Source organism: Alteromonas sp. ISO5, assembly GCF_058105165.1.
The window spans coordinates 3,133,033-3,153,594 of sequence record NZ_CM176572.1 but is presented as its reverse complement, the minus strand read 5'-3'; the positions used below and the strand labels follow the sequence as shown (position 1 = coordinate 3,153,594).

The 20,562-nt window shown below is 43.7% G+C and carries 17 protein-coding genes; 8 read left to right on the top strand and 9 right to left on the bottom strand.

From position 1 onward, the window contains the following. Position 1 precedes the first annotated feature (1 nt). The 4 genes from AC2T0J_RS14085 to AC2T0J_RS14070 all read right to left on the bottom strand — a co-directional run bounded on the left by AC2T0J_RS14085 (position 2) and on the right by AC2T0J_RS14070 (position 4,967). Positions 2–1,495: an oligosaccharide flippase family protein gene (locus AC2T0J_RS14085; protein WP_489806427.1), complete on the bottom strand. Its 1,494-nt coding sequence runs from the start codon at positions 1,493–1,495 to the stop codon at positions 2–4. A gap of 93 nt (positions 1,496–1,588) precedes the next feature. Beyond that, the gene (locus tag AC2T0J_RS14080) at positions 1,589–2,452 is read right to left on the bottom strand and encodes a glycosyltransferase family A protein (protein ID WP_489806426.1); all 864 of its coding nucleotides are present in this window, start codon (positions 2,450–2,452) and stop codon (positions 1,589–1,591) included. After that, positions 2,449–3,801 carry an O-antigen ligase family protein gene (locus AC2T0J_RS14075; RefSeq protein WP_489806425.1) on the bottom strand — a complete coding sequence of 451 codons (1,353 nt, stop codon included), beginning with the start codon at positions 3,799–3,801 and terminating at the stop codon, positions 2,449–2,451. The genes AC2T0J_RS14080 and AC2T0J_RS14075 overlap by 4 nt, the downstream gene beginning before the upstream one ends. A 194-nt stretch (positions 3,802–3,995) precedes the next feature. Beyond that, positions 3,996–4,967, bottom strand: a complete 972-nt coding sequence (locus AC2T0J_RS14070) for a CgeB family protein (protein ID WP_489806424.1) — start codon at positions 4,965–4,967, stop codon at positions 3,996–3,998. A gap of 293 nt (positions 4,968–5,260) precedes the next feature. On the opposite strand from AC2T0J_RS14070, the gene AC2T0J_RS14065 reads away from it, so the two are divergent. Further along, positions 5,261–6,391, top strand: coding sequence for a glycosyltransferase family 4 protein (locus AC2T0J_RS14065; RefSeq protein ID WP_489806423.1), 1,131 nt, complete (start codon positions 5,261–5,263; stop codon positions 6,389–6,391). On the opposite strand, the gene AC2T0J_RS14060 is transcribed toward AC2T0J_RS14065, so the two are convergent. Beyond that, positions 6,388–7,539: a glycosyltransferase family 4 protein gene (locus tag AC2T0J_RS14060; RefSeq protein ID WP_489806422.1), complete on the bottom strand. Its 1,152-nt coding sequence runs from the start codon at positions 7,537–7,539 to the stop codon at positions 6,388–6,390. The two genes, AC2T0J_RS14065 and AC2T0J_RS14060, sit on opposite strands and share 4 nt — an antisense overlap. A 253-nt stretch (positions 7,540–7,792) precedes the next feature. Here AC2T0J_RS14060 and AC2T0J_RS14055 point away from each other — a divergent pair, with 253 nt between their 5' ends. The 3 genes from AC2T0J_RS14055 to AC2T0J_RS14045 are packed head-to-tail and all read left to right on the top strand — an operon-like array spanning position 7,793 to position 10,723. Next, positions 7,793–9,016, top strand: coding sequence for a TIGR03087 family PEP-CTERM/XrtA system glycosyltransferase (locus tag AC2T0J_RS14055; protein WP_489806421.1), 1,224 nt, complete (start codon positions 7,793–7,795; stop codon positions 9,014–9,016). Beyond that, on the top strand, positions 9,013–9,606 hold the full coding sequence (locus AC2T0J_RS14050; RefSeq protein WP_489806420.1) for an acyltransferase: 594 nt from the start codon (positions 9,013–9,015) through the stop codon (positions 9,604–9,606). Before AC2T0J_RS14055 ends, AC2T0J_RS14050 begins: the two co-directional genes overlap by 4 nt. Before the next feature lie 4 nt (positions 9,607–9,610). Beyond that, the gene (locus AC2T0J_RS14045) at positions 9,611–10,723 is read left to right on the top strand and encodes a right-handed parallel beta-helix repeat-containing protein (protein WP_489806419.1); all 1,113 of its coding nucleotides are present in this window, start codon (positions 9,611–9,613) and stop codon (positions 10,721–10,723) included. On the opposite strand, the gene AC2T0J_RS14040 is transcribed toward AC2T0J_RS14045, so the two are convergent. Genes AC2T0J_RS14040 through AC2T0J_RS14025 form a run of 4 tightly spaced genes read right to left on the bottom strand, consistent with a single transcriptional unit; the run spans position 10,720 to position 15,432 of the window. After that, positions 10,720–11,613, bottom strand: coding sequence for an FkbM family methyltransferase (locus tag AC2T0J_RS14040; protein ID WP_489806418.1), 894 nt, complete (start codon positions 11,611–11,613; stop codon positions 10,720–10,722). The two genes, AC2T0J_RS14045 and AC2T0J_RS14040, sit on opposite strands and share 4 nt — an antisense overlap. A gap of 2 nt (positions 11,614–11,615) precedes the next feature. Next, positions 11,616–13,157 carry an exosortase A gene (gene xrtA / locus AC2T0J_RS14035; RefSeq protein ID WP_489806417.1) on the bottom strand — a complete coding sequence of 514 codons (1,542 nt, stop codon included), beginning with the start codon at positions 13,155–13,157 and terminating at the stop codon, positions 11,616–11,618. Positions 13,158–13,174: 17 nt separating this feature from the next. Next, complete coding sequence (locus AC2T0J_RS14030; protein WP_489810343.1) at positions 13,175–13,987, bottom strand: XrtA system polysaccharide deacetylase; 813 nt, start codon at positions 13,985–13,987, stop codon at positions 13,175–13,177. A gap of 32 nt (positions 13,988–14,019) precedes the next feature. After that, entirely contained in the window at positions 14,020–15,432 is a 1,413-nt protein-coding gene (locus AC2T0J_RS14025) for a TIGR03013 family XrtA/PEP-CTERM system glycosyltransferase (protein WP_489806416.1), read from the bottom strand. Positions 15,433–15,627: 195 nt separating this feature from the next. On the opposite strand from AC2T0J_RS14025, the gene AC2T0J_RS14020 reads away from it, so the two are divergent. From AC2T0J_RS14020 to AC2T0J_RS14005, 4 genes are read left to right on the top strand one after another with little or no spacing between them, the layout of a single operon-like run. Continuing rightward, entirely contained in the window at positions 15,628–16,260 is a 633-nt protein-coding gene (locus AC2T0J_RS14020; RefSeq protein ID WP_489806415.1) for an XrtA/PEP-CTERM system exopolysaccharide export protein, read from the top strand. Positions 16,261–16,310: 50 nt separating this feature from the next. Then, on the top strand, positions 16,311–17,885 hold the full coding sequence (locus AC2T0J_RS14015; protein ID WP_489806414.1) for an XrtA system polysaccharide chain length determinant: 1,575 nt from the start codon (positions 16,311–16,313) through the stop codon (positions 17,883–17,885). After that, on the top strand, positions 17,885–18,856 hold the full coding sequence (locus tag AC2T0J_RS14010; RefSeq protein ID WP_489806413.1) for an XrtA-associated tyrosine autokinase: 972 nt from the start codon (positions 17,885–17,887) through the stop codon (positions 18,854–18,856). Before AC2T0J_RS14015 ends, AC2T0J_RS14010 begins: the two co-directional genes overlap by 1 nt. A gap of 20 nt (positions 18,857–18,876) precedes the next feature. Further along, on the top strand, positions 18,877–20,553 hold the full coding sequence (locus AC2T0J_RS14005) for a porin family protein (RefSeq protein WP_489806412.1): 1,677 nt from the start codon (positions 18,877–18,879) through the stop codon (positions 20,551–20,553). Positions 20,554–20,562 lie beyond the last annotated feature (9 nt).

Sequence of the window (20,562 nt, the reverse complement as noted above, 5' to 3'; positions counted from 1 at the left end):
TTTATTCCCTCTCAGCTTTTTGGTTCCTATTAAACTTAGATCTGATTACATTCATCAAGGGGGCCACTAATTTCACCGTATAGCCATAACAATGGACACGACTTTTCAGGCCCATTATAAGTAATAACTGTAAACAACCAAACAAAGCTGAGGTTATAAGAGAGTGCGAAATCAACATTAATATCGAATTAACATTAGGGATGATAAGGAAGGCTACTTTCCCACTAAGTATTATCAAAGGCAAAGCGGGTAAAACTGGCAATAGTAAGGCAGGGAAAGCGTGCTTACCCACGTAAAGCCAAACAACGATGACAAAAAATAACAGTACTGATATCACATCAAGTGAAATTTTATATTCAGCTAATTGAAAAACACTCTCAAAATCGAAAGTTAAAAACAAGATGGCTTGCGCTATAAGAGAATAAACTGAATACGCAAATAACAGGCTGGTTTTGCCTTTGAGCATGACAATTTGCCCGAGCGTGTTGTTTAACGTCATCACTATTGTAAAGAACGAAAATATGGCTAACAAGCCAGAATAAGGCAGCCACTTACTACCTAGAATCAACTCAACCACGTACTCAGCATGATTATACATAAGGTATATAACAGGTGCAGATATCAGTGACATGTAAAACATCACGACTTGTAGTTGCTTCGCAAAATAAGCAGGATTATTTTTAAACTGTGAGAATTGTGTAAGCAAAGGCCCACTGGCGGGGTTTATAAACATCGTTGTGGGGATATTGGCGTAGTATCGCATGGAGTTATAACCGCCAACCATCGCTTTTTCAAATGAGCCACTAACGAAAATGACATCAAGCTGACTTCTGAAAAAGTTTAAAACCGACTGGGGAAGGATCCACTTGGAAAAATTCCATTGCTCACGAATGTTAGACAGGGAAAAGCGCGGCATTTTGGGCGCTATAACATAACCAGCTATTAGCTGACTTAAAGTAATTAAAAACTGCCCAATAACCAGTGCCCAATAGGTTTCATAGATAACAGCCACTCCGATAGTGATACCCGTTGTGACAAACCTCGACATAATCTGCCACTTTGTTATGGCGCCTAGTTCCTGATTTTTATATTTATATATCATACCAGGACTGCCAAGCAGTCCGATAAACGACTGTAAACTGAAAACCAATATGATCGGCATTAAACGAGGATCATCGTAGTACAGCGATATTGGATAACTGGAAATAGCCAGCAGCAGAGAAAGAGTGCCCTTTAAAAGAAACCCCAGGGTCCAGTTTGTATAAACTAATTCATCGGTCAGAGTTTCCTGGCTGAGGAGATAGTTTCTTCCACCTGTAGTAGAAATGACATCGATAAAATTCAAAAAAATTAAAGCGATGGCGACAAGGCCATAGTCTTCAGGAGATAGAATCCGTGCCAGAATTATTAAACTTACGACTCCCACCATGCGACGCGTAACCTGCGTGAGCACCGACAAGGAGCTGGCAATTATTCCTGAGCGAGCAGTTAACAATGTAAATTATCCTAAAACAATGAAGCGATATGAGGTTCACTTATCCAGAGTACCCGAAGTGCATAGTAAAACCTCAACTCAATATCGAATCACTCATTTAAGCAAAAGCTTTGTGAGTCGTTTTCTTACCAGTTTTCGTTTTACCGGGTTAAGATGAGTAGTTAAATTTTCAAAATCTGCGTCTATCTTTTGATTAATAGGTTTCATTTTACGAGGCCAATCTTCAGGTGGTAGAGCATCCAAAAAGACCTCTTGTATTTTGCCCAGTTCATAACGAGCTATTCGATTTATATAAAGTTTGATATCGCTAGGCTTAAATACAGATAACTTTTCAAAATCATAGCCTACTCCCTCTAACCATGTTGTTCTCTCGGGCAGGTTCTTCTTACCAAAAGCCAGATTTGTATTGGCTGCTTTGGTCAGAAACGAATCTATCCAGTTTAAACCTACCGGCAAGTAAAATGGCTTTTCCCTGATGCGTTGAATGAACGACCATTTCATGCCATAAAGATTACCAAAGAAACAAGATCGCTCGATAACCAGACTACGATAGAAGTCTAAATTCCGGCCGCTCAGGGGCATCCCCGCTATAATCACGGTTTGTTCAGGCGACGAGTAGAGTTTTTCAGCCATTTGCGGGAAGCAGTTTAAGGAGAACCGCACATCCGCATCGACAAAAAAATGCACTGCAACGTCATCGGCCAGATCGTGAACATAGGTATTCCAGGCATTACATTTATCTCCAAGTTCAATCTCATGCACCGTCAATTGACCGAAGTTAAGTTTTTGTTTTACCTCGTTGGCAACCTTTACTGTATGGTCTGTGCAACCATTAGCAATCACATAAAAACGATTTAAGTTTTTATCTGTGCTGTTAAATACACTTGTTATAGATGTTTCAATATTATCCTGTTCGTTATAAGCGAACATGACAATATTGTATTTAAGTTCATTCATGCAGTGACCTTCTGAGTACTACTGGCATCATCTTCGCTGAGATCCGACGCCCGGATCCCTTCAATACCGGTTTTGTTTTCCACTGCATTCTTCACCAAATAATAATTGGCAGTAATGAGAATCAACAAGAAATAGAAAGGCTCAAATATAATTAAATCCAGGAAAAACGCACCGACGAAGTAGCCAACTAACCCTCCCATACATGAGAGATTGATATAATCAAACGTTGAATTTTCTACCACATGAGCTCTGACGTATTTAAACTGCTTAAATGACGCCCAGAAAAACGACAAATATATAAACCCTGCAATCAAACCTGTATTAGCAGAAAAATTAATAAAAGTGTTATGCGCCACATGCGGCGATTCACCTGGGTAAAGCTGTTGCGAAGCATATTGAAATCTCTGCGGGCCAGCTCCCAACAATGGATAATTGGCGGCAATCCCGAGTCCGACTGACCAGGAAACCAATCTTGGGTTCAGAGGCTCATCACCACTGTTATGAGATTGAGCCATACTCACTGTACTCGACGTACGTTGCACCAACATGCCTCCCTGATAAACCAGCATGGCAACAAAACCAATTGCCATCACTACATTCAACGACTTTGATTTAACGACCAAAGCGAAAAATAATGTAACCGATGCAGCACTTAATAAAGCACCACGGGACGCAAATAGGATCAATGCGTGCCAGATAAAAGGCAGGGTCAGAACTAACGCATATATCAACCACTTTTGTTTAAAGTAGCGAATACCAAACATTACAAATGCCAGTCCACTGGTTAATACAATGGACGTTACGTTACCATCCTTATATGGACTTTTCCTGGGCCCTAGTAAACGTCCACCTTCGAACATCGACCAATTGCCACTAAAATAATGGTCATTCGCCCAATAGGCATAATAAACAGTGACAAAAATAAACATGTAACCAAAAAACTTAATCGTATTTTCCTGGTTTATCAGTGGCAGTACAAAAAAGTACATAATGGCAATAGTCGTGAAAATGTCTACGACCAAATCACCGCTCACCAGCGAGAAATAGGTATCAAAAGGAGTGAGAAGATTTGATAAGTGGAAAATAATGGTAAGGCCTATCACTCCCTTAAACTGAGGAGATTTATAGACCTCCCAGCGGATATTCCCTTGAAGAAGGTGCCACCCCCAGGCAAGAATGGTAATGCCTGCTGAGACTTTAAATGCAGAAAAGTCTTCAAATGCCCAGAACCATATATACTGTGGCTGCATTACTGACACAATAGAATACACTAACGCAGCAATCCATGGCGCATTGAATATCATAAAAAAACTGACAAGCAATGCTAGATAAAGAGCAATTTTTACCATCTTACACCCTGACTGTTAACCCGAAAACGAAGTTCAGGTTATGTTCCTGTAACAGCTCAACACCAAACTATTTTACGAAAAGCTTATTTTGGCACATATTCAACCCTAGTCAGTAAAAACTAGCAATTATTTCTTCCCACACAAAGGTATATTAAGAACTCGCTGTGACTGTCGTTTTCCTCAACCAACTTCAGCTAAACCTCAATCACTCGTAATATTTCAGTGGCAATAGCTTTATTGGTATGGGTCCGGAGAGTAATTTCTCTCGCTTTTGCGGCTAAGGACTCACGCTCTTTTGGATGATTAAGGTAGTAATTGATCTTTTTGACCAAATCATCCTCACTGGTATAGGTTACTATAGAATCCGAAAAACTTTGCTCTATCGCGGATAAGTAATCAGTAATAATAAAACCATTACATGCACTGACATCAAAAATGCGATTTGAGATGAACCCCTGCTCTCTCATTTCTGGCCAATGATCGTTGAGGACAATGGCTGCATTCGAATAAAAAGACCTAAGCTGATTATTATCTATATAATCGCCCATAATCATTTCTGCCGGTATGTAATTTTCCCAGCCCTTGCCATACACCGCCACTGGAATCTTGGCAGCAACACAATATTTTACCGCCTCGCGATAGGTATTTCGTGTATTACCAATAAATATAACTTGATTGCTAAGCTCACTATCAACTTCAGCACATGGATAAAACCTGTCCTCATTAGTAAATTGAGGTAAGTAAGATACGTCGCTTGTTTGCTTAGACAGTAAGTCAGTTAAGTACAGGCTGGCGCAAAATACATGATTAAATTGTTTTACATAGTCTTCATTGAGGATTTCAGGATGGGATATAACATAAAGATAGTGGGGATTGGCGGGGTGTATGACAGCTTTCCTAACACCACTTAATAGCAAAGAGAAATGAGCCCTGTTATTAATAAAGTCGATATTCCAGTATTCGAATGGCACGATGAAAGCCGCCAACTCATCAGTACACTCTAATCCGCTCGCCAAATCACATGCAAAATGATAATCCCCCCAACTGTACATCGATGGATTATTCGGATGAGCTGATTTTATAAGTATAATTTTCTTGTGTTTGTTTTTTCTGTAAAACTGGAAAAAACCTAAAAGAAATCGAAAAACGCCCTTATCTATTACCATTATCTCCCCTAAATTGTTAAAGAGGCCTCAGCTTTTGGAGCTAAAACGAAAGCTGGACGAAGACACTTAATTCAGTCATTAAACCGTACTGCATATTACCCTTCACAGGCGAATATACAAACACTCAAATGAATCCTTGGTTACTCATACCGTCCTGTTCCGACTAAGATATACTAGGGTCACTAACTGCCAGGTTTACTTTTTATTGAAAAAGCAATGCTTAAAACGCTTTTGTCTGCAACAATAGGTCAGCGTTTGTTGAACCAATTAAGGTTAGATTAAGGATATACTCAATGCGGGTTGGCATTTTCGTTGAAGTAGTCAAAGCACAGTTTCATACCGGAATATCCAGATATGTCAAAAGGTTAGTTGAAACGCTGGTCAGTCAGCATCACCCTGATGTCTCTTTTTATCTCTATTACCAGCGTCAGCCTGGGGAGAAGAAACTTGACTGGTTGAGCAATAATAAGCAGGTCAGACACCGTCCACTATGGACGCCGGTAAACCTCCTTAGCGAACACCCTAGTGTCTGGTGGAAGTATTACCTGCCGTTTATGATGAAGTTCGACAGAATAGACATTTTCCACGGCCCGAATCACTCTGTTCCTGTTGCCGGTAAAATCCCCACAGTCCTGACCATTCATGACATCGCCTATTTCTACATGAGGGTGCATGGCGAAGGTCTCGACAGAATGCTAAAACGTAGCACACTTGAGAATATGGCAAGCGCTACAAAAATTGTTGCAGTATCGCAATCAACGGCCAACGACATCATCAGGGAAGGGGCTGCGCCAGACAAAACAACCGTGATCTATCAGGGCTATGAACCGAATCCTGGCCAGACTAGTGAATCTACCAGTATTATGAACCGCCCCATTACCTCCCTGACGCCGTATTTACTGTTTATAGGCACCCTGCAGCCACGCAAAAATGTTGAATATCTGGTTGATGAATTTGCCAAAATCAGTGACCGGCTTCCACACTTATTAATCATTGCCGGTGCCCCCGGCGATTCCCAGCAAGCGGTAGAGAAAAAAATCACTGAGTACGGTTTAAGCGACAGAGTGTTGTTAACCGGTTTTATCTCTGATGAAGAGCGCCACACCTTATACAAGTATGCCGACATTTTCCTTTATCCTAGTCTTTATGAAGGGTTCGGCCTGGTTATTCTTGAAGCGATGTCCTATGGAGTTCCGGTGATTACTGGTACTAACAGCTCCCTGCCCGAAGCGGCAGGGGACGCAGGTATTAAAGTCGATATAGAACAACCAGGTGTGCTTGGAGAGGCGATTATTGCTTTAGTAAATAACCCACAGCTAAAACAAGAGCTGATTGACAAAGGGCTAAGGCACAGTCACTCTTTCGGCTGGGACGAATCCGCCAGGCAGATGATGGCCTTATACCGCCAACTTGCAGATCTTTAGTCGCGAATAAACACCGAACGAGCATTTATTGCTGCATTTTCCCAGTCAAAGGCCTGAACCGAGTGCTTACGGCCAGCTTTGCCGTATACCACACAGCGAGCCGGGTCTTCAATGAATTTGGTGATAACAGCAACCAGGGCATCAACGTCGGTAGCATCAACTATCTCACCACTCTCACCTGGAATAAGGGTTTCTTTAGTGCCTCCGGAGTTGCCTGCGACAACCGGCTTCGCGCAAGCCTGAGCTTCTACCAACACCATTCCAAAACCTTCGATATCCTGGCCCTCTGTTCGGTTTGGCAGAATAAATACATCACAGTGCTGATAACACTTAATCATAGTTTCGTCATCGCAGTCAGTCAGCATCTGTACATGCTCTTTTAACTCAAGCGAATCTATCAAATTTTCTAAGTGAGAGCGACTTTCGCCATGACCAATAATTACGTAATGAGCGTGCGGACAACGCTTTAATATTTCAGGCATGGCTTCAATCATCTTGTCCTGCCCTTTTCGTGCCTGCAACCGTCCGACAGTTAAGATAACTTTTTTGCCTTGCCATCCCATAGAAGAAAGAAAGTCGTTATCCGTACTTTCTACCGGATAGAACTTCGTAGTGTCAGCGCCCGGATGCATCACCGTCACTTTATGATTAACAGTTTCGTCCACCCGACTGACGATATCAGCACTGTTGTGACTATTGCAGATTATTTTCTCTGCGCTGCGCATCACCAATTTGGTCAGGCTATTTAATTCACGGGATAATGCACTGGCTTCCAGATCTTCTCCATGTACATAGCACAAGTACGGTATTCCCAGCGTCTTCTTGAGCATCCATGCCATCAGCCCTTCTGGCAGCACGCGGCCACAATGGATATAGTCAATGTCCTGTTCTTTCACCAGACGCTTTAACGCTTTAAATGACTGCCAGTAGTATTTCAAGCCCTGTAAATTAGCCACGCCCCATTGCGGGCTATAAAGCGGTAAACGATGTATGATTATAGGTGCGGCCGAGTCAAATGCTGCCGACTCAGCCATCACATCGGCAGCAACAATATAATCGTTACCTAATCGCGAATAAAGCTCCCAAAACCAACGGCCACTGCCTCCTGAAGCAGGCGGAAAGTTCTGAGTTAGTACCAGAGTCTTCAATGGTTACTCCGAGAAAGTGATTGAAATACCAACACATGGCAGAATAGCGTCGGCACGTGAAACTGTAAATAAGCTTTTGCTTTGCAAAGGCATTTATCCCCACTCAGAGTGTTAGCCTTGGATGCAAAAAGCAGCAATCTGAGTAAAGCGTTATACAGAAACCAGATTGACACGCGGTTATGGCTTTTTATTCACCAGAAAGCATAATACACTAATCAAAACATATGCCTATAACAACTAAACGAGATCACTTTTGCACTGTTTGTACCTTGCCCAGCGGATACCTTACCCGCCAAATAAAGGAGAGAAATTACGCTCTTTCCACCAAATTAACTTTTTGCGAAAAAATGGCATTGAAGTGACTGTTGCAGCCCCATTTGAGCATTCGGATGAGCTAGAATACTTTGAAACACTGGAGCGGGAATATGGTTGCCAAACACTCAACCAACCACTTGGTCATAAAGTTGTCCGTTATCTAACCGGCCTGGCTGGCAACACCTCTCTTAGTGAAGCGCATTTTTATAGTGTCGCATTGCAAAAGCAAATCGACGATTTACTGCAACAACAAAAGATTGATGCGATTATCTGTACAGCCTCAAGCATGGCGAATTATGTGTTTCGTTCCAGAGCAATAGCGGGAGCCACCAATAGACCCCGCCTTATTATGGATTTCATGGATATGGATTCTCATAAGTGGCACCAGTACTCGCTGAATGCAAAGCCGCCTATGCGCTGGGTTTATCAGCGAGAAGCGAGTCTGGTTAAACGTCTGGAGAATCAGGTAGGAAACCAGTTTGATGCCTGCTTTTTTGTCGCCGAGCCAGAAACCGAATTGTATAAACAACAAGCCAACCAGCCGGCAGCCGAGGTGTTATCAATTGGCAATGGAATAGATCCTAACGAATTTTATCCGGTTACCGAGCCCAAAGAGGTAAAATCGCCACATCTATTGTTTGCCGGTGTCATGGATTACACTCCGAATGTGGATGCTATGATGTGGTTTTACAATCAGGTCTGGCCTAAAGTATTGGCCTTGTGGCCGGATGCAACACTTACGATTGCTGGTATGAACCCTACGCCTTCTATCACCAAGTTGCAGGGCTTAGACAATATAAAAGTCACTGGATTTGTTGAAGACATCCTGCCTTACTTTCACCAAAGCAATATATTCGTTGCCCCCTTCAGAATCGCCAGGGGCATCCAAAATAAGATTCTGCAGGCTTTTGCATGCGGATTACCGGTAGTCAGCACTTCAATGGGTGCGGAAGGTATTCGTTGCACACCGGGAGAGAATATAGAAGTCGGTGATACAGCCCAGGAAATGTTTGAGGCAATTAAGCGGCTAGTGGAAGAGCCTCAACACTACCAGTCCATGCGCAACAGTGCTCTCTCAACCATCGATGAGCATTATTCCTGGGATGGCATTCTGACTCCCTTGTTAGAACTGATCAGTAAGGAAAAAGCGAATTCATTATGAAAGCCCTTGTCAAAACCGCATTGAGACTGTTGTTTGTGCTGCTGATTCTGCCCTTTTATCTGTTGTACAAACTGCAGAGCGTGTTGATGGGTGCGGATCAGGCTACAACCAGTTGGTCACAATTAATGAGCCTTTGGCCTGGAATGCTGGGCGTTTATTTCCGAGCAGCGTTTTATTCACTCATCTTTAAACATACCAGCCAGGATCTGGTTATCGGGTTCGGTACCCTGTTTTCCCAAAGCGCTACTCAGATCGGAGCCGGCACGTATATCGGTCCACAATGCAATATAGGTAAATGTGCTATCGGTGAGAACTGTTTATTAGGCAGTGGCGTGCATATTATGAGCGGTAAAGGCCAGCATAGTTTCGCAGACCCGGATACCCCTTTGCGGGAGCAAGGGGGCGTTTTTACCCAGGTGACTATTGGTGAGGACAGCTGGCTGGGTAACGGTGCTTTGGTAATGGCCGATGTCGGTAAAAAATGTGTAATAGGTGCAGGCAGTGTCGTCATCAACCCTGTGCCCGATTATGCCATTGTGGGCGGCAATCCGGCTAAGATTCTTGGTAGTAGAAAGTCCGCCGGAAATTAATGGTATGAAGTATTTACTCTTTTTTGTGTTTCTTACGCTATTGCCTTTTTCCGGCAATGCCGAAAAGTTGTTCCCCCATAACAAATACAAACACACCATTGAAGTTGACTCGGCACACGCCCTATACAAAGCAGTTAAGCAAGCCAACCAACGGGGCGGATATACACAGATTATTATCTCTGAAGGTATTTACCAGCTTAATAATACGCTTAATGTGACAGGTCATCACATTACACTGAAATCTGCATCAGGCAACCCCACTTCCACCATTCTGCGTGGAGAGGGTATGCTTGCGTCAAAGAGAGTTAAAAATCTAATCCGGGTAACCGGTCAGCATTTCACATTTTCTGGTTTAACCGGCGAGGCAGCCCCTCATCACATTATTCAGATAGTAGGCGAGGCAAATGCCGACTTTGCAGTCATTGAGCATTGTATTTTACAGGATGCTTATGAGCAGCTTCTCAAAGTCAGCCATCGGGCGAAAAGCCCGGTGGCTGCAGACAGTGGCATTATCCGTCACTGCACCTTTGGATACACCCGGGGAATCGGACCACAGTATTACATTGGCGGCGTCGACTTACATCGTGGCCAGAACTGGCTCATTGAGTCTAACCAGTTTTTTGGTATCGCAAGCCCTGAAAACCGGGTTGCCGAACATGCTATTCATTTATGGAATAACAGTAACAATAATCAGGTTATCGGCAATGTTATTATAAACAGTGACCGTGGCATTGGTTTCGGTATGGCCGGGAGAGGTAACCAGGGTGGGCTCATTGCCAACAACATTATTTATCATGCCGATAACCACCATCCTAATGCCGATGCGGGTATTATTCTTGAGTCATCACCTGGCACATTAGTAAAGGGCAACCAGATTATCCAGTTGCATTCCTATCCCAATGCCATTGAATACCGCTTTGCCGCCACAAAGGGAGTTGTTATCGCAGAAAACGGGATCAATAAACGGATTAAAAAACGAAATAGCGGAAGCGCTGAGCTAAAGAATAACTATAAGATAACCACATTACCGATGGCGCTGAAAAAAAGCATTATTCAACGCTTTCCAGCCCATTATCAACAGCAAATCTTTAATGCGCTTTACCCGCTCAACGATTAAAGCAGGTGATCTAGCGATGGTGTTAGAGCAATAACATCATACTGTTGCACAGGAAACTGGTTAAAAAAAGACTGCTGCCTATCGACTTTCTGCTGAGAAAACATCGGCACAAACCAGCTGACTTCCAGCATCGACTCGATTTTGCTAAACATATCTTCCGGAGTTTGTCCCTGTGACGCCAGTACATCAGGATGAATTTCAAGCAATAGCACTGCACCACTGGACCGCTGTATAGTTTCCAGTGCCCCCTTTACAGCCTGCACTTCCTGGCCTTCCACATCAATTTTGAACACTAGCTTACTCGCCAGCTCAACGCGGTTATGGGATAAATACTTGTCGATTGAAGTTACCTGGGTATCGCCTGATGAACCGGGCAAAATGTGCCCTTCATGATCACCGGTTTGATTATTGTCTGACGTGAAACTCACCATACCTTCAAAGTCTGAAACAGCCTGATTTAAGGCCAGCGCCGTTACATCAAGCTCGGTCAGATTATAACTAAGCATGGCATAGGATCCAGGGTTTGGTTCAAAGGCTAAGACGTTTTGCAGTCCCGGGCAGTTTCGCGATACCAAAGCACTCACAGTGCCAATATCCGCCCCCAAATCAAAAAAAGAAAAGTCGCCGAGTTGGTTCAGTAGTTCACAGAATGGGGCAAACTCGTCCGGATAATAATTATCGGGACCACCCTCAAGCCAAAAACACCATTCGTCAACAGGCAGGATAAAGGTGCTTTTTTCGAACTGGTAACAAACATATCGGTCTGCAAAATACTTACACATTAGTCGATATAAAGCATACTTACCTTTCGCATCGTGCAATTGAAACCAAATCACTAACCGGTTTAACCAGCCAGGCAGGTTATGCAAGCTGCCAATGCTTTTTGACACCGCTACTTCCCGGCCAGCCAGGATTGTCGGGAAAGTATAGGGTACATCTGAGACACTTTATCGATAAACCATTGTTGCTGTTCTTGCTGGAATCGACGCTCTATTTCCATCGACATGATGACCACTGCACCGTGGGCGGGCTCCCCGCCTAAGGTCGTGACTATTTGTTGTAGTTTAGTTTGTTGCTTGCCTGCGAACGTCTCATCCTCTAAGACATACCAACTGGCTATCAACCGCAATTGACCCGCAGGAGAAGAGAGTAACTCTACAGCGAAAGGAGTATCATAGGAAGCCGGCGGAACAATGACTTCCACCCGGGTCCAGCGATCCTGGTCATACAGACGATTTAATGAGCTAACCAGTTCACCGTCGCCTGCAGCATAAAAAGCCTGGTAGACGGTAATGGTGGAATCGTAAGGCGTTGTCATTTGCTGATATTGCTCAACCGTGGGCGAGCGGAATTTAGCCCGCCAGGGTAACCAGTAAACCTCATCCTCGCTGAGTGGTTTGGTCTGAGGGGTGTTTGTAAACTCAAACTGCTGTACTTGCTTATCCGGTATCGCACCAGCGATAAACTGATACCAGACGGCAGCTGCCAGCAATAAAACGCCCACAGAAAGCAAACCACCTTTGGCTGCCTTGAAAGGCTTTTGCGCCTCTATCACAAATGTAGCGTCGTTACTTTGCAGCGGCGTCTTATCACGCAGTAACTCACCAATCCCAATCAGGCACACAATCACAAACGCGAAGAAAAACCAGCCGTAAATAAGATGATCAGCCCCTACTGCATATTGCATATCAGACAAGTGTGCAATCAATATAATGCCGTAAACCCTGACAATATTTGCCGCGATAGGAAATATCACAGACAGTAAAACAAAAACGGTACGTCGCTGAGTGCTATACATATTGAGATAAGCATAAAGGCAACCAATCACCAGCGAAGCAATAAAAAAGCTGATCCCGGAGCAGGCCTCTGCCACCAGAAAACGCCCTTTGGGGATCTCAATATACAGTCCGCTGCGAAATACCGGGATCCCGGATAGCTCAAGCAGATCAACCGAGAACCTAGCAGCGATTTGTTGCAAGTAAGGAACCAGTTCCTCCCCTACCGGAATACAGAAGAGAATAAACACCAATGGGAATAAGATTTGCCAGGCCGCTTTGTTGCCAAGTACCATCCATATAAGTACCGGTAACAAACCAAACATTGCTGCATGCATAAACAGTTGCACATCCCCAGCCAGGCCAATGCCATAAAGCACTATGGCGGGCAGAATTAGCACAGCCACCCAGTAATTGGGCTTTATTGGCTGTGCCAACAACGCCTTGCGTTTTAAGTAAATGAGAAAAAAGGTACCGGGAATGACGAATAAACAATGATTGAAAATATCTGAGTTGTACCAGATGGTAATGGCAGTAACCAAGCCCTCATGAAATACGGCAGCCCACCCAAATAAAACCATAACGACGGGCATCATTACGGCAGTAAAGGCCTTATTTATTTCCTTATCGCTGTTACCCGCGACTCCTTGCTCCTGCATGATTTACCACCGCGATATTATTTAAGTTCGTAAGCGTTTTGCATTGTACCCCAGCGATAATCAGCCAGCAGTTGTTTCAATTTGCCTTCCATTTTGCTCAGGTTAATGTAATGACGAACCTTAGACTTCAGAGGCGCCTCATTTATTCGGGGCTGATCGGGGTCGATTTCCCATGGATGGAAATAAAAACTATAGGGCGCAGACTCAGTCTGCATAAAGCGCTCTATTCGCTTTTTGGACAGCCAATAAGGATACAAACGGAAATAACCACCACCGCCAATCCCAACATTCTTGCCTTTCTTAACAATTGTAGGAACCGGAATTTCAGTAATGCCCTCTGGTCGTTCATGTTTAAATCTCGGCCAGTCAGGCACACCGTAAAGATCATGTACAACCGGGTAAGTACTTGAGGAATACGTAAAGCCAAGCTCCACCAGAACTTCATAAATCCACTGGTTAGTATCGTTTACAGAAAAACTGGGGGCCCGATAACCTTTAATGGCTACGCCGCCGGCGTCTTCTAAAATAGACTTACTGGTCTGCACATCGTCGATAAACGCCTGGCGATCCATAGTGGTTGCTCGCCTGTGGTTTAATCCATGGCTGGCCAATTCATGCCCTTCATCTACAATGCGTTTGATCAACTTCGGGCAGCGCTTACCCACCCAGCCAAGGGTAAAAAAAGTCGACTTGACGTTGTTTTCCGCGAAAATATCTAACAAACGGTTGGTATTATCCTCAACCCTGAGAGGAATCTTTGACCAGTCGTCGGGGGTATAAACCGACTCAAACGCGGACACCTGAAAGTAGTCCTCCACGTCAACGGTCATGGCATTTAAGCGAGGTTCTGCAGCACTCACAATTATCGCCCTTTTCCAAATAATACGATCTCAACCGTTCGTATCAATATAAGAATATCCAACAACAGACTTTGATGTTTTACGTAATATAAATCGAATTTCAGCTTCTCCATGGAGTCTTCAACGCTTGCACCATAGGGATAATTCAGTTGTGCCCACCCGGCTAAACCAGGCTTTACATTATGACGCTGATTGTAATAGGGCACCTCTTTTACCAGTTGCTCAACGAACTCGGGGCGCTCTGGGCGAGGCCCGATGAAAGACATTTCACCTTTAAATACGTTAATTAACTGGGGCAGTTCGTCAATCCGGTATTTGCGAATGAATGCGCCGATGCGGGTAACCCTGTTATCATTTTTGGTTGCCCACTTTGCGCCATCTTTTTCGGCATCCGGCCGCATGCTGCGGAATTTAATAATTTTAAACAGTCGCCCGTTTTGCCCAACGCGCTCCTGTTTATAAAACACAGAAGTTTTTGTTCTGCGTCCATCATCGAGGTAAATAATCATTGCCGTGATAAGCATAAATGGCCAGGCAAAAAAGAATACGAACAAAGCCAGGACTGCATTCATAGTGTAATCGAGTGCGTCACGCAGATAATTTTGCGAGTGAAAACCGTTGGAATAGATTACCCAGCTCGGATACATCAGATTAACCGCAATCTGGCCGGTCTCGCGCTCCATAAAATCCAGTAGATCAGTGACTTCGATACCGCGTAAGCGGCAATCGAAAAGAATTTCTATTGGCAAAGTACCGCGGCGTTGGTCACATGCAATAACAATTTCTTCAATATCATTTTCAACCACAAAATTGCGCAGGCTCTCATCCACTTTCACGTGAATGATTTTTTCGTTTTTAATACCGTCTTCCCGATTATCGCCCGGCACAGGTACAAAACCCAGCAATTCGAAGCCCAGCCTGTCCACATCACGCCGCATGCGCTTCTCGATAATAGATGCCCGCTCGCCAGCACCTAATACAACCAGTCGAACGCGACCTAAACCAAGTAACCCCAAACGGTTGGTAAAATAGCGGAAAAAGACCAACGCTATAATATTCAGGCAAATTGCGGTAGGCAGGTAGTAAGAATGCATATCCAGAGAGGCGAACAAAGTGCCCGTGAGTATTTCAACGATGAAATAACTCAACCCCAGGCTCACGAATATGCGCCGAATAATTCCCCTGAAAGTTTCCCTTAATTTTGCTTCATAGAGACCCACTGACAAGGAGCAAAGCAGCACTGAGAGTGTGATCAGGAAAATGTTGATAGTGAGATTTTCTATATCGGGTTCAGTTATCAGATTAAGTTGAACCAGAATAAAGCTGGTGATGTAACCCACATACGAAACAAGCAAAGCTTCTGTGATAACCAACGCGTTAGAACGCTTATTTTGTCTGTTTTTTGCAACTGCCATATTGTCTTTTACCAGCCTGTTATTGACGTAATTTCCGCTGTCGGGATTTATGATATGACATTTTTTTTGAATGAGATAGACTAATTGCACACTATCGCATTATATTAGTGGCTAAATTTTAACAACGGACTTTAAAAGTCTGCTAAGTTGAGACGTCCCCCGTCAATTAATTTGTTAAGTACAGGATAGAAAAGCATGGAAAAGGTAAATACCAGGTTATTACTCATTACGGCTGCACTGGGAACTTTACTGACCGGATGTAGTGGAACCAGTAGTCTACCCCAGGCTACCACCCGTCCGTCACTCACCACGGATGTTAATGACTACAAATACCTGATTGGCCCGGGTGATAATGTGTCAATTTTTGTTTGGCGTAACCCTGAAATTTCAGGCAGTTTCGTCGTTCGCCCCGATGGAAAAGTCACCACCGCGTTGGTTGAAGATCTGGATGTATCGGGTCGCACTCCAACTATGCTGGCACGAGAAATCGAAGAGAAGTTATCAACGTACATTAATAATCCACGCGTTACTGTAAGCGTAAACGGTTTTTCTGGGCCGTTAAGTGAGCAGGTAAGAGTAATTGGCGAAGCAACCAACCCGAGAGCGATCAATTTTACCGAGCACATGACGTTGCTGGATTTGATGATTTCAGTAGGGGGATTAACAGAATTCGCCGATGGTAACGATGCGAAGTTGATACGCGTTGTCGATGGACGTCAGAATACTTATAAGATTGCCATTGATGACTTAATTCGCGATGGCGACATTTCTAAAAATGTAGATATGTTACCTGGTGATATCGTTATTATTCCAGAAGCATGGTTCTAGAAATCAGAATCGTAATCACTGTGTCTAATTTGCGGTAAACGGACGAAATCATGCAGGAATTGCAACAAACGATAGATATGATCCTCGACTATATTCGTGGGATCTGGTTAAAGAAACGGTATGTAATGCTTTGCTCATGGCTAATTTGCCCTATTGGGTTTGGCTATGTAGCAATGATGCCCGACGTATACAAGTCTGAAGCTGTTGTATTCGTTGACACGCGTTCAATGCTGCAACCTCTGCTAAGCGGCCTGGCAATCCAAACTAATCCGCAGCAAGAAATTGCGATGATGGCACAGACGTTGTTAAGTCGTTCCAATATCGAAATTATTGCCCGCGAATCAGACTTGGATATAACGGTAAATACCGCTCAGGGGTATACGAATCTGATCAATGCACTCAGCAATAACATCAGGCTAAATCGAACCGGCAGGAATAATATCTACACTATTTCCTATTCCAACCGAAATCCCGAATTAGCCAAACGAGTTGTTCAAGAAACGCTGGATTTATTTGTTGAAGGTAGTCTGGGAAATAATCGTCGGGATACCGATACAGCCAGTCGCTTTCTCGATGAACAAATTTCAGAATACGAAACACGTTTGATAGAAGCAGAACAACGTTTGGCCGACTTCCAACGTCGTTACAATGATATACTGCCTGTTTCGGGCTCGTTCTACTCAACGCTTCAAGGGGCAACCAGTAACCTCGAAAACACGCAATTGCAAATCAGAGAACTCCAACAGCAGGTGACTTCGCTTAAGAGTCAGATGAGCTCTGGAAGAGCGACTGATGGTTTTGACGTTCGTCAGGGCGACAATACGCCGATAATTACCACCCGGTACGATAATCGTATTAAGTCTCTGGAAGAAAAAATTGATCAATTAAAACTTCGGTTTACCGATCAACATCCGGACGTGATCGAAGCTAAAAACTTGTTGGCTTCGCTGGAAGAATCGCGACAGGAAGAGATCAAAGCCTACTTCAGTGCAACCGGCGAAGAAGGTAATGATGCAAATCTCAGCCCATTGGCTACCGAATTAAAGCTTGAAATAAGCCGCTTAGAGGGCCAGATTGCTTCGCTACGAGTAAGGGAAGGAGATTTTGAAGCCAAGATCCAGGAATTACGAAATAAAATAGATCTTGTTCCACAAATCGAAGCCGAATCAACTGCCTTAAACCGTGATTATGGAATTACCAAGCAGAAGTATGAAGAACTGCTGCGTAGAAAAGAAGCAGCAGAATTGTCGCGACGCGCTGATGTTTCCTCAGAGGAACTTCAATTCAGAATCATTGAGCCACCATTAGTTCCCTCTAAACCTACCGGTCCGAAACGACTGATGTTCTATACCGGCGTGTTAATTCTGGGCTTTGGTGTTGGAATAGCTTTAGCATTTGCGCTCAGTCAGTTAAGACCTGTACTGGTTCGCGGAAAACAGCTGACAACGCTTACGTCTTTCCCTGTGCTTGGTGCTGTCACCCATTTGAACTTGAAGAAAATCCAACGCAGAAATAGAATCCGAGTGTTCGTTTTCATCTTATCATCCGGTGCGATCGTGTCGATGTATGCTATTCTGCTGGCTGCAGAGTTAGCAAATATTAACCTGGTGGAGAGGTTCTTATAATGGCTAATAATACTATAGAGAAAGCCTTACAACGGCAGAAAGAAGCCGCCGCCAAGCAGGCTGCAGAACAAGCCGAGAGCCAACAGGAAGAAAGCAAATCTTCAACCATTGAACGCACGTTAGAGAAACAGCAGGCAACTGTATCTGAGCGGGTGGTTACAGAACCGGTTAAGAGTAAGTCAGCAGGTAAGCCCCAAGCTGGTGCTGCGGTTAATGCTGATAATGAAGCACTTAATTTGACCATTAATCTTGAAGAGCTAGATGAACGGGGTTTTGTATCAGTAAGTAATGCACGCAAGCTGATCAATGAAGAATATCGTGAAATTAAACGAAAACTTCTCAGGAATGCTTTTGGTGCATTATCCAAGACATTGAAAAACAGTAATATCATCATGGTGAGCAGTGCTCGTCCATCCGAAGGTAAAACGTTTACGGCAATCAATCTGGCGTTAAGTTTTGCAGCGGAACAAGATAAAACGGTGCTGTTAGTGGATGCTGATGTACTTAAGCCAAACGTTACCAGAACGTTACGTGTAAACCCTGGTGAAGGCTTGATGGAGTATTTGTTAGATGAAAATAAGGATATTTCTGATGTGCTCTATCGCACCAACGTGGATAAATTGCGAATTATTCCTGCTGGTCAAACCCACCACTTGTCTACTGAACTATTAGCCAGTGAGCGAATGAATGAGACAATTAACGAGTTCTCTAATCGTTATCCGGACCGTATTGTTATTATCGATACGCCTCCGTTGATTGGTATTAATGAATCAGCGGTACTGGCCAGTTTTGCCGGCCAGGCTGTTATCGTTACTGAGGAAGGTCGAACTAAGCTTAATGATATTAACAATATCGTCGACCGGCTTAATCCGGACATGGCAGTAGGTTTTATTGTTAACAAAGCAGTGAATGAAAGTGCCGAAAATGGTAATTACTATGGCTACTACTACGGTAGTGGCCCTTCTGAATAAACAGCGATAAAGGATAGCTTGTGGAAAGGATTAATACATTTCGCCCGGCCATTATCGCAACATTGGTAACGGCGGCTTTCAGCGCTAACTTGCAAGCTGATGTACAATTCAGAGGCTCGGTTGAAGCTTCATTGGTAAACCAGTCTTTTGATACCGACAGTACAAATAGCCGCTATGAAGATCGAAATACAATACAAATTGCGCCCACATTAACAGGCGTCTATACAAGTAAGAAAGCGAGTGCCAGCGTGACTGCTACGCAACTTTATCAACGTTTTGACTTTGATGAAGGTAGTCGTTCAACCAATTTTACAGAATTTGAATATGCTGGAAACCTTAACGTTATAGATAATGTATTTAGAATTTTTGGTCAGGGTTCACAGGGCTATCGTTCGTTTCGTCCTGAGACTTATATCTCATCAGACTTCCTGCTTAATTCTGATGACTTAACGAAAATAACCTCTCACAGTGCAGGGGCTTCGTTGAATATTCCCAGAGGCAATATTTGGGGCCTTGGGGTTACTGGCCGCTATTTTGAAACCAAGTCAGATAATACATTGGAAGAAGCTGAAAATAGCTCTTCGGCCTTCAATCAATTTATCAATTCCAAGGGCACGTCTGCTAACGCGACCTTAGTTAATGGTAATTGGTTCAGGAATAGTTACTGGAACGTCAACGCAGTTTTTCAGAGCACTGAAAGACAAGATCGCGGCACATTTGAGTCACTTAGGGCAAATGCGCAGATCGGTTTTAATTTGTACAATGATTTAGGCGTACTCCTTACAGTAACCCATGAAGAAAATGATATAGACGGAGAGTTGTCAAACTTTTTAAACCGTTATAACAATCAGTTTGCTAAGTTCGATACCTATGGAGCCGGGGTTAATTACCGTCCCGCAGAAGGCCGTTTTTTTAATGTCACGTTAAACAAAGTATCGACTGACGGCGAAGACGACGGTAAAACCTTTGTAGGAGTATCTACGAGTTGGCAGTTTACGCCACGCACAAATATCCAAGCCGATTATGGGCGTCGTTACTATGGTGATGCAGGAAGTTTTACCTTTAATTATGGAACTAAGAGGGTTCGCTCAGCAATTACCTACCAAGAGAGTACAACTTCTTTTTCGCGGCTGATGTATGACATTGTGGACGTAGGTACTTTTGTTTGTCCTGCTGGAGCAGTGGATATTATTGACTGCTTTCAACCAGATACTCTCGATTATGAGATGCAACCCGGTGATCAGGTTGTACAATTCAGTCAATTGGTCAGTGAGTTAACTGATCAGGTGATTCTTCGCCGTCAATTAGGTGCCAGCATTGGTTTTCAAAGACGGCGACTCAAAATTTCAACAGACATTAGGTATATTGATACGGATTACAGCATTGACGACAGGCAGCAAATCCAAAAACAAATTGGGGTGACCGGCAACCTTCAGCTTGGCAGTCGAAGCTCGCTATTCAGCCGAATTCAATATACTCAAATGGACAATACCGTTAATGGTAGTCAGTCTGAAAACGATACCAGGATATATTCGATAGGTTTGAGTAGTCGTCTATCACGAGGATTGACTGTAAGCACGGACTTACGTTATCTGGACGGTGGTACGAACAGGGCTATCGGAAGAGATTCGCTGGATTTAAACGAAACCCGTATATCGTTCAGTATGACCTACAACTTCCAAAGTAACAGACAATAAAAAAGCCCT

Excerpts from the sequence above, each read along its gene's own strand:
- AC2T0J_RS14030 (WP_489810343.1), bottom strand. The coding sequence starts at position 13,987 with ATGACCGTTGACGTGGAGGACTACTTTCAGGTGTCCGCGTTTGAGTCG.
- AC2T0J_RS14050 (WP_489806420.1), top strand. The coding sequence starts at position 9,013 with ATGAAAGCCCTTGTCAAAACCGCATTGAGACTGTTGTTTGTGCTGCTG.
- AC2T0J_RS14065 (WP_489806423.1), top strand. The coding sequence starts at position 5,261 with ATGCGGGTTGGCATTTTCGTTGAAGTAGTCAAAGCACAGTTTCATACC.
- AC2T0J_RS14010 (WP_489806413.1), top strand. The coding sequence starts at position 17,885 with ATGGCTAATAATACTATAGAGAAAGCCTTACAACGGCAGAAAGAAGCC.
- AC2T0J_RS14045 (WP_489806419.1), top strand. The coding sequence starts at position 9,611 with ATGAAGTATTTACTCTTTTTTGTGTTTCTTACGCTATTGCCTTTTTCC.
- AC2T0J_RS14075 (WP_489806425.1), bottom strand. The coding sequence starts at position 3,801 with ATGGTAAAAATTGCTCTTTATCTAGCATTGCTTGTCAGTTTTTTTATG.
- xrtA (WP_489806417.1), bottom strand. The coding sequence starts at position 13,157 with ATGCAGGAGCAAGGAGTCGCGGGTAACAGCGATAAGGAAATAAATAAG.
- AC2T0J_RS14020 (WP_489806415.1), top strand. The coding sequence starts at position 15,628 with ATGGAAAAGGTAAATACCAGGTTATTACTCATTACGGCTGCACTGGGA.
- AC2T0J_RS14070 (WP_489806424.1), bottom strand. The coding sequence starts at position 4,967 with ATGGTAATAGATAAGGGCGTTTTTCGATTTCTTTTAGGTTTTTTCCAG.
- AC2T0J_RS14025 (WP_489806416.1), bottom strand. The coding sequence starts at position 15,432 with ATGGCAGTTGCAAAAAACAGACAAAATAAGCGTTCTAACGCGTTGGTT.
- AC2T0J_RS14080 (WP_489806426.1), bottom strand. The coding sequence starts at position 2,452 with ATGAATGAACTTAAATACAATATTGTCATGTTCGCTTATAACGAACAG.
- AC2T0J_RS14015 (WP_489806414.1), top strand. The coding sequence starts at position 16,311 with ATGCAGGAATTGCAACAAACGATAGATATGATCCTCGACTATATTCGT.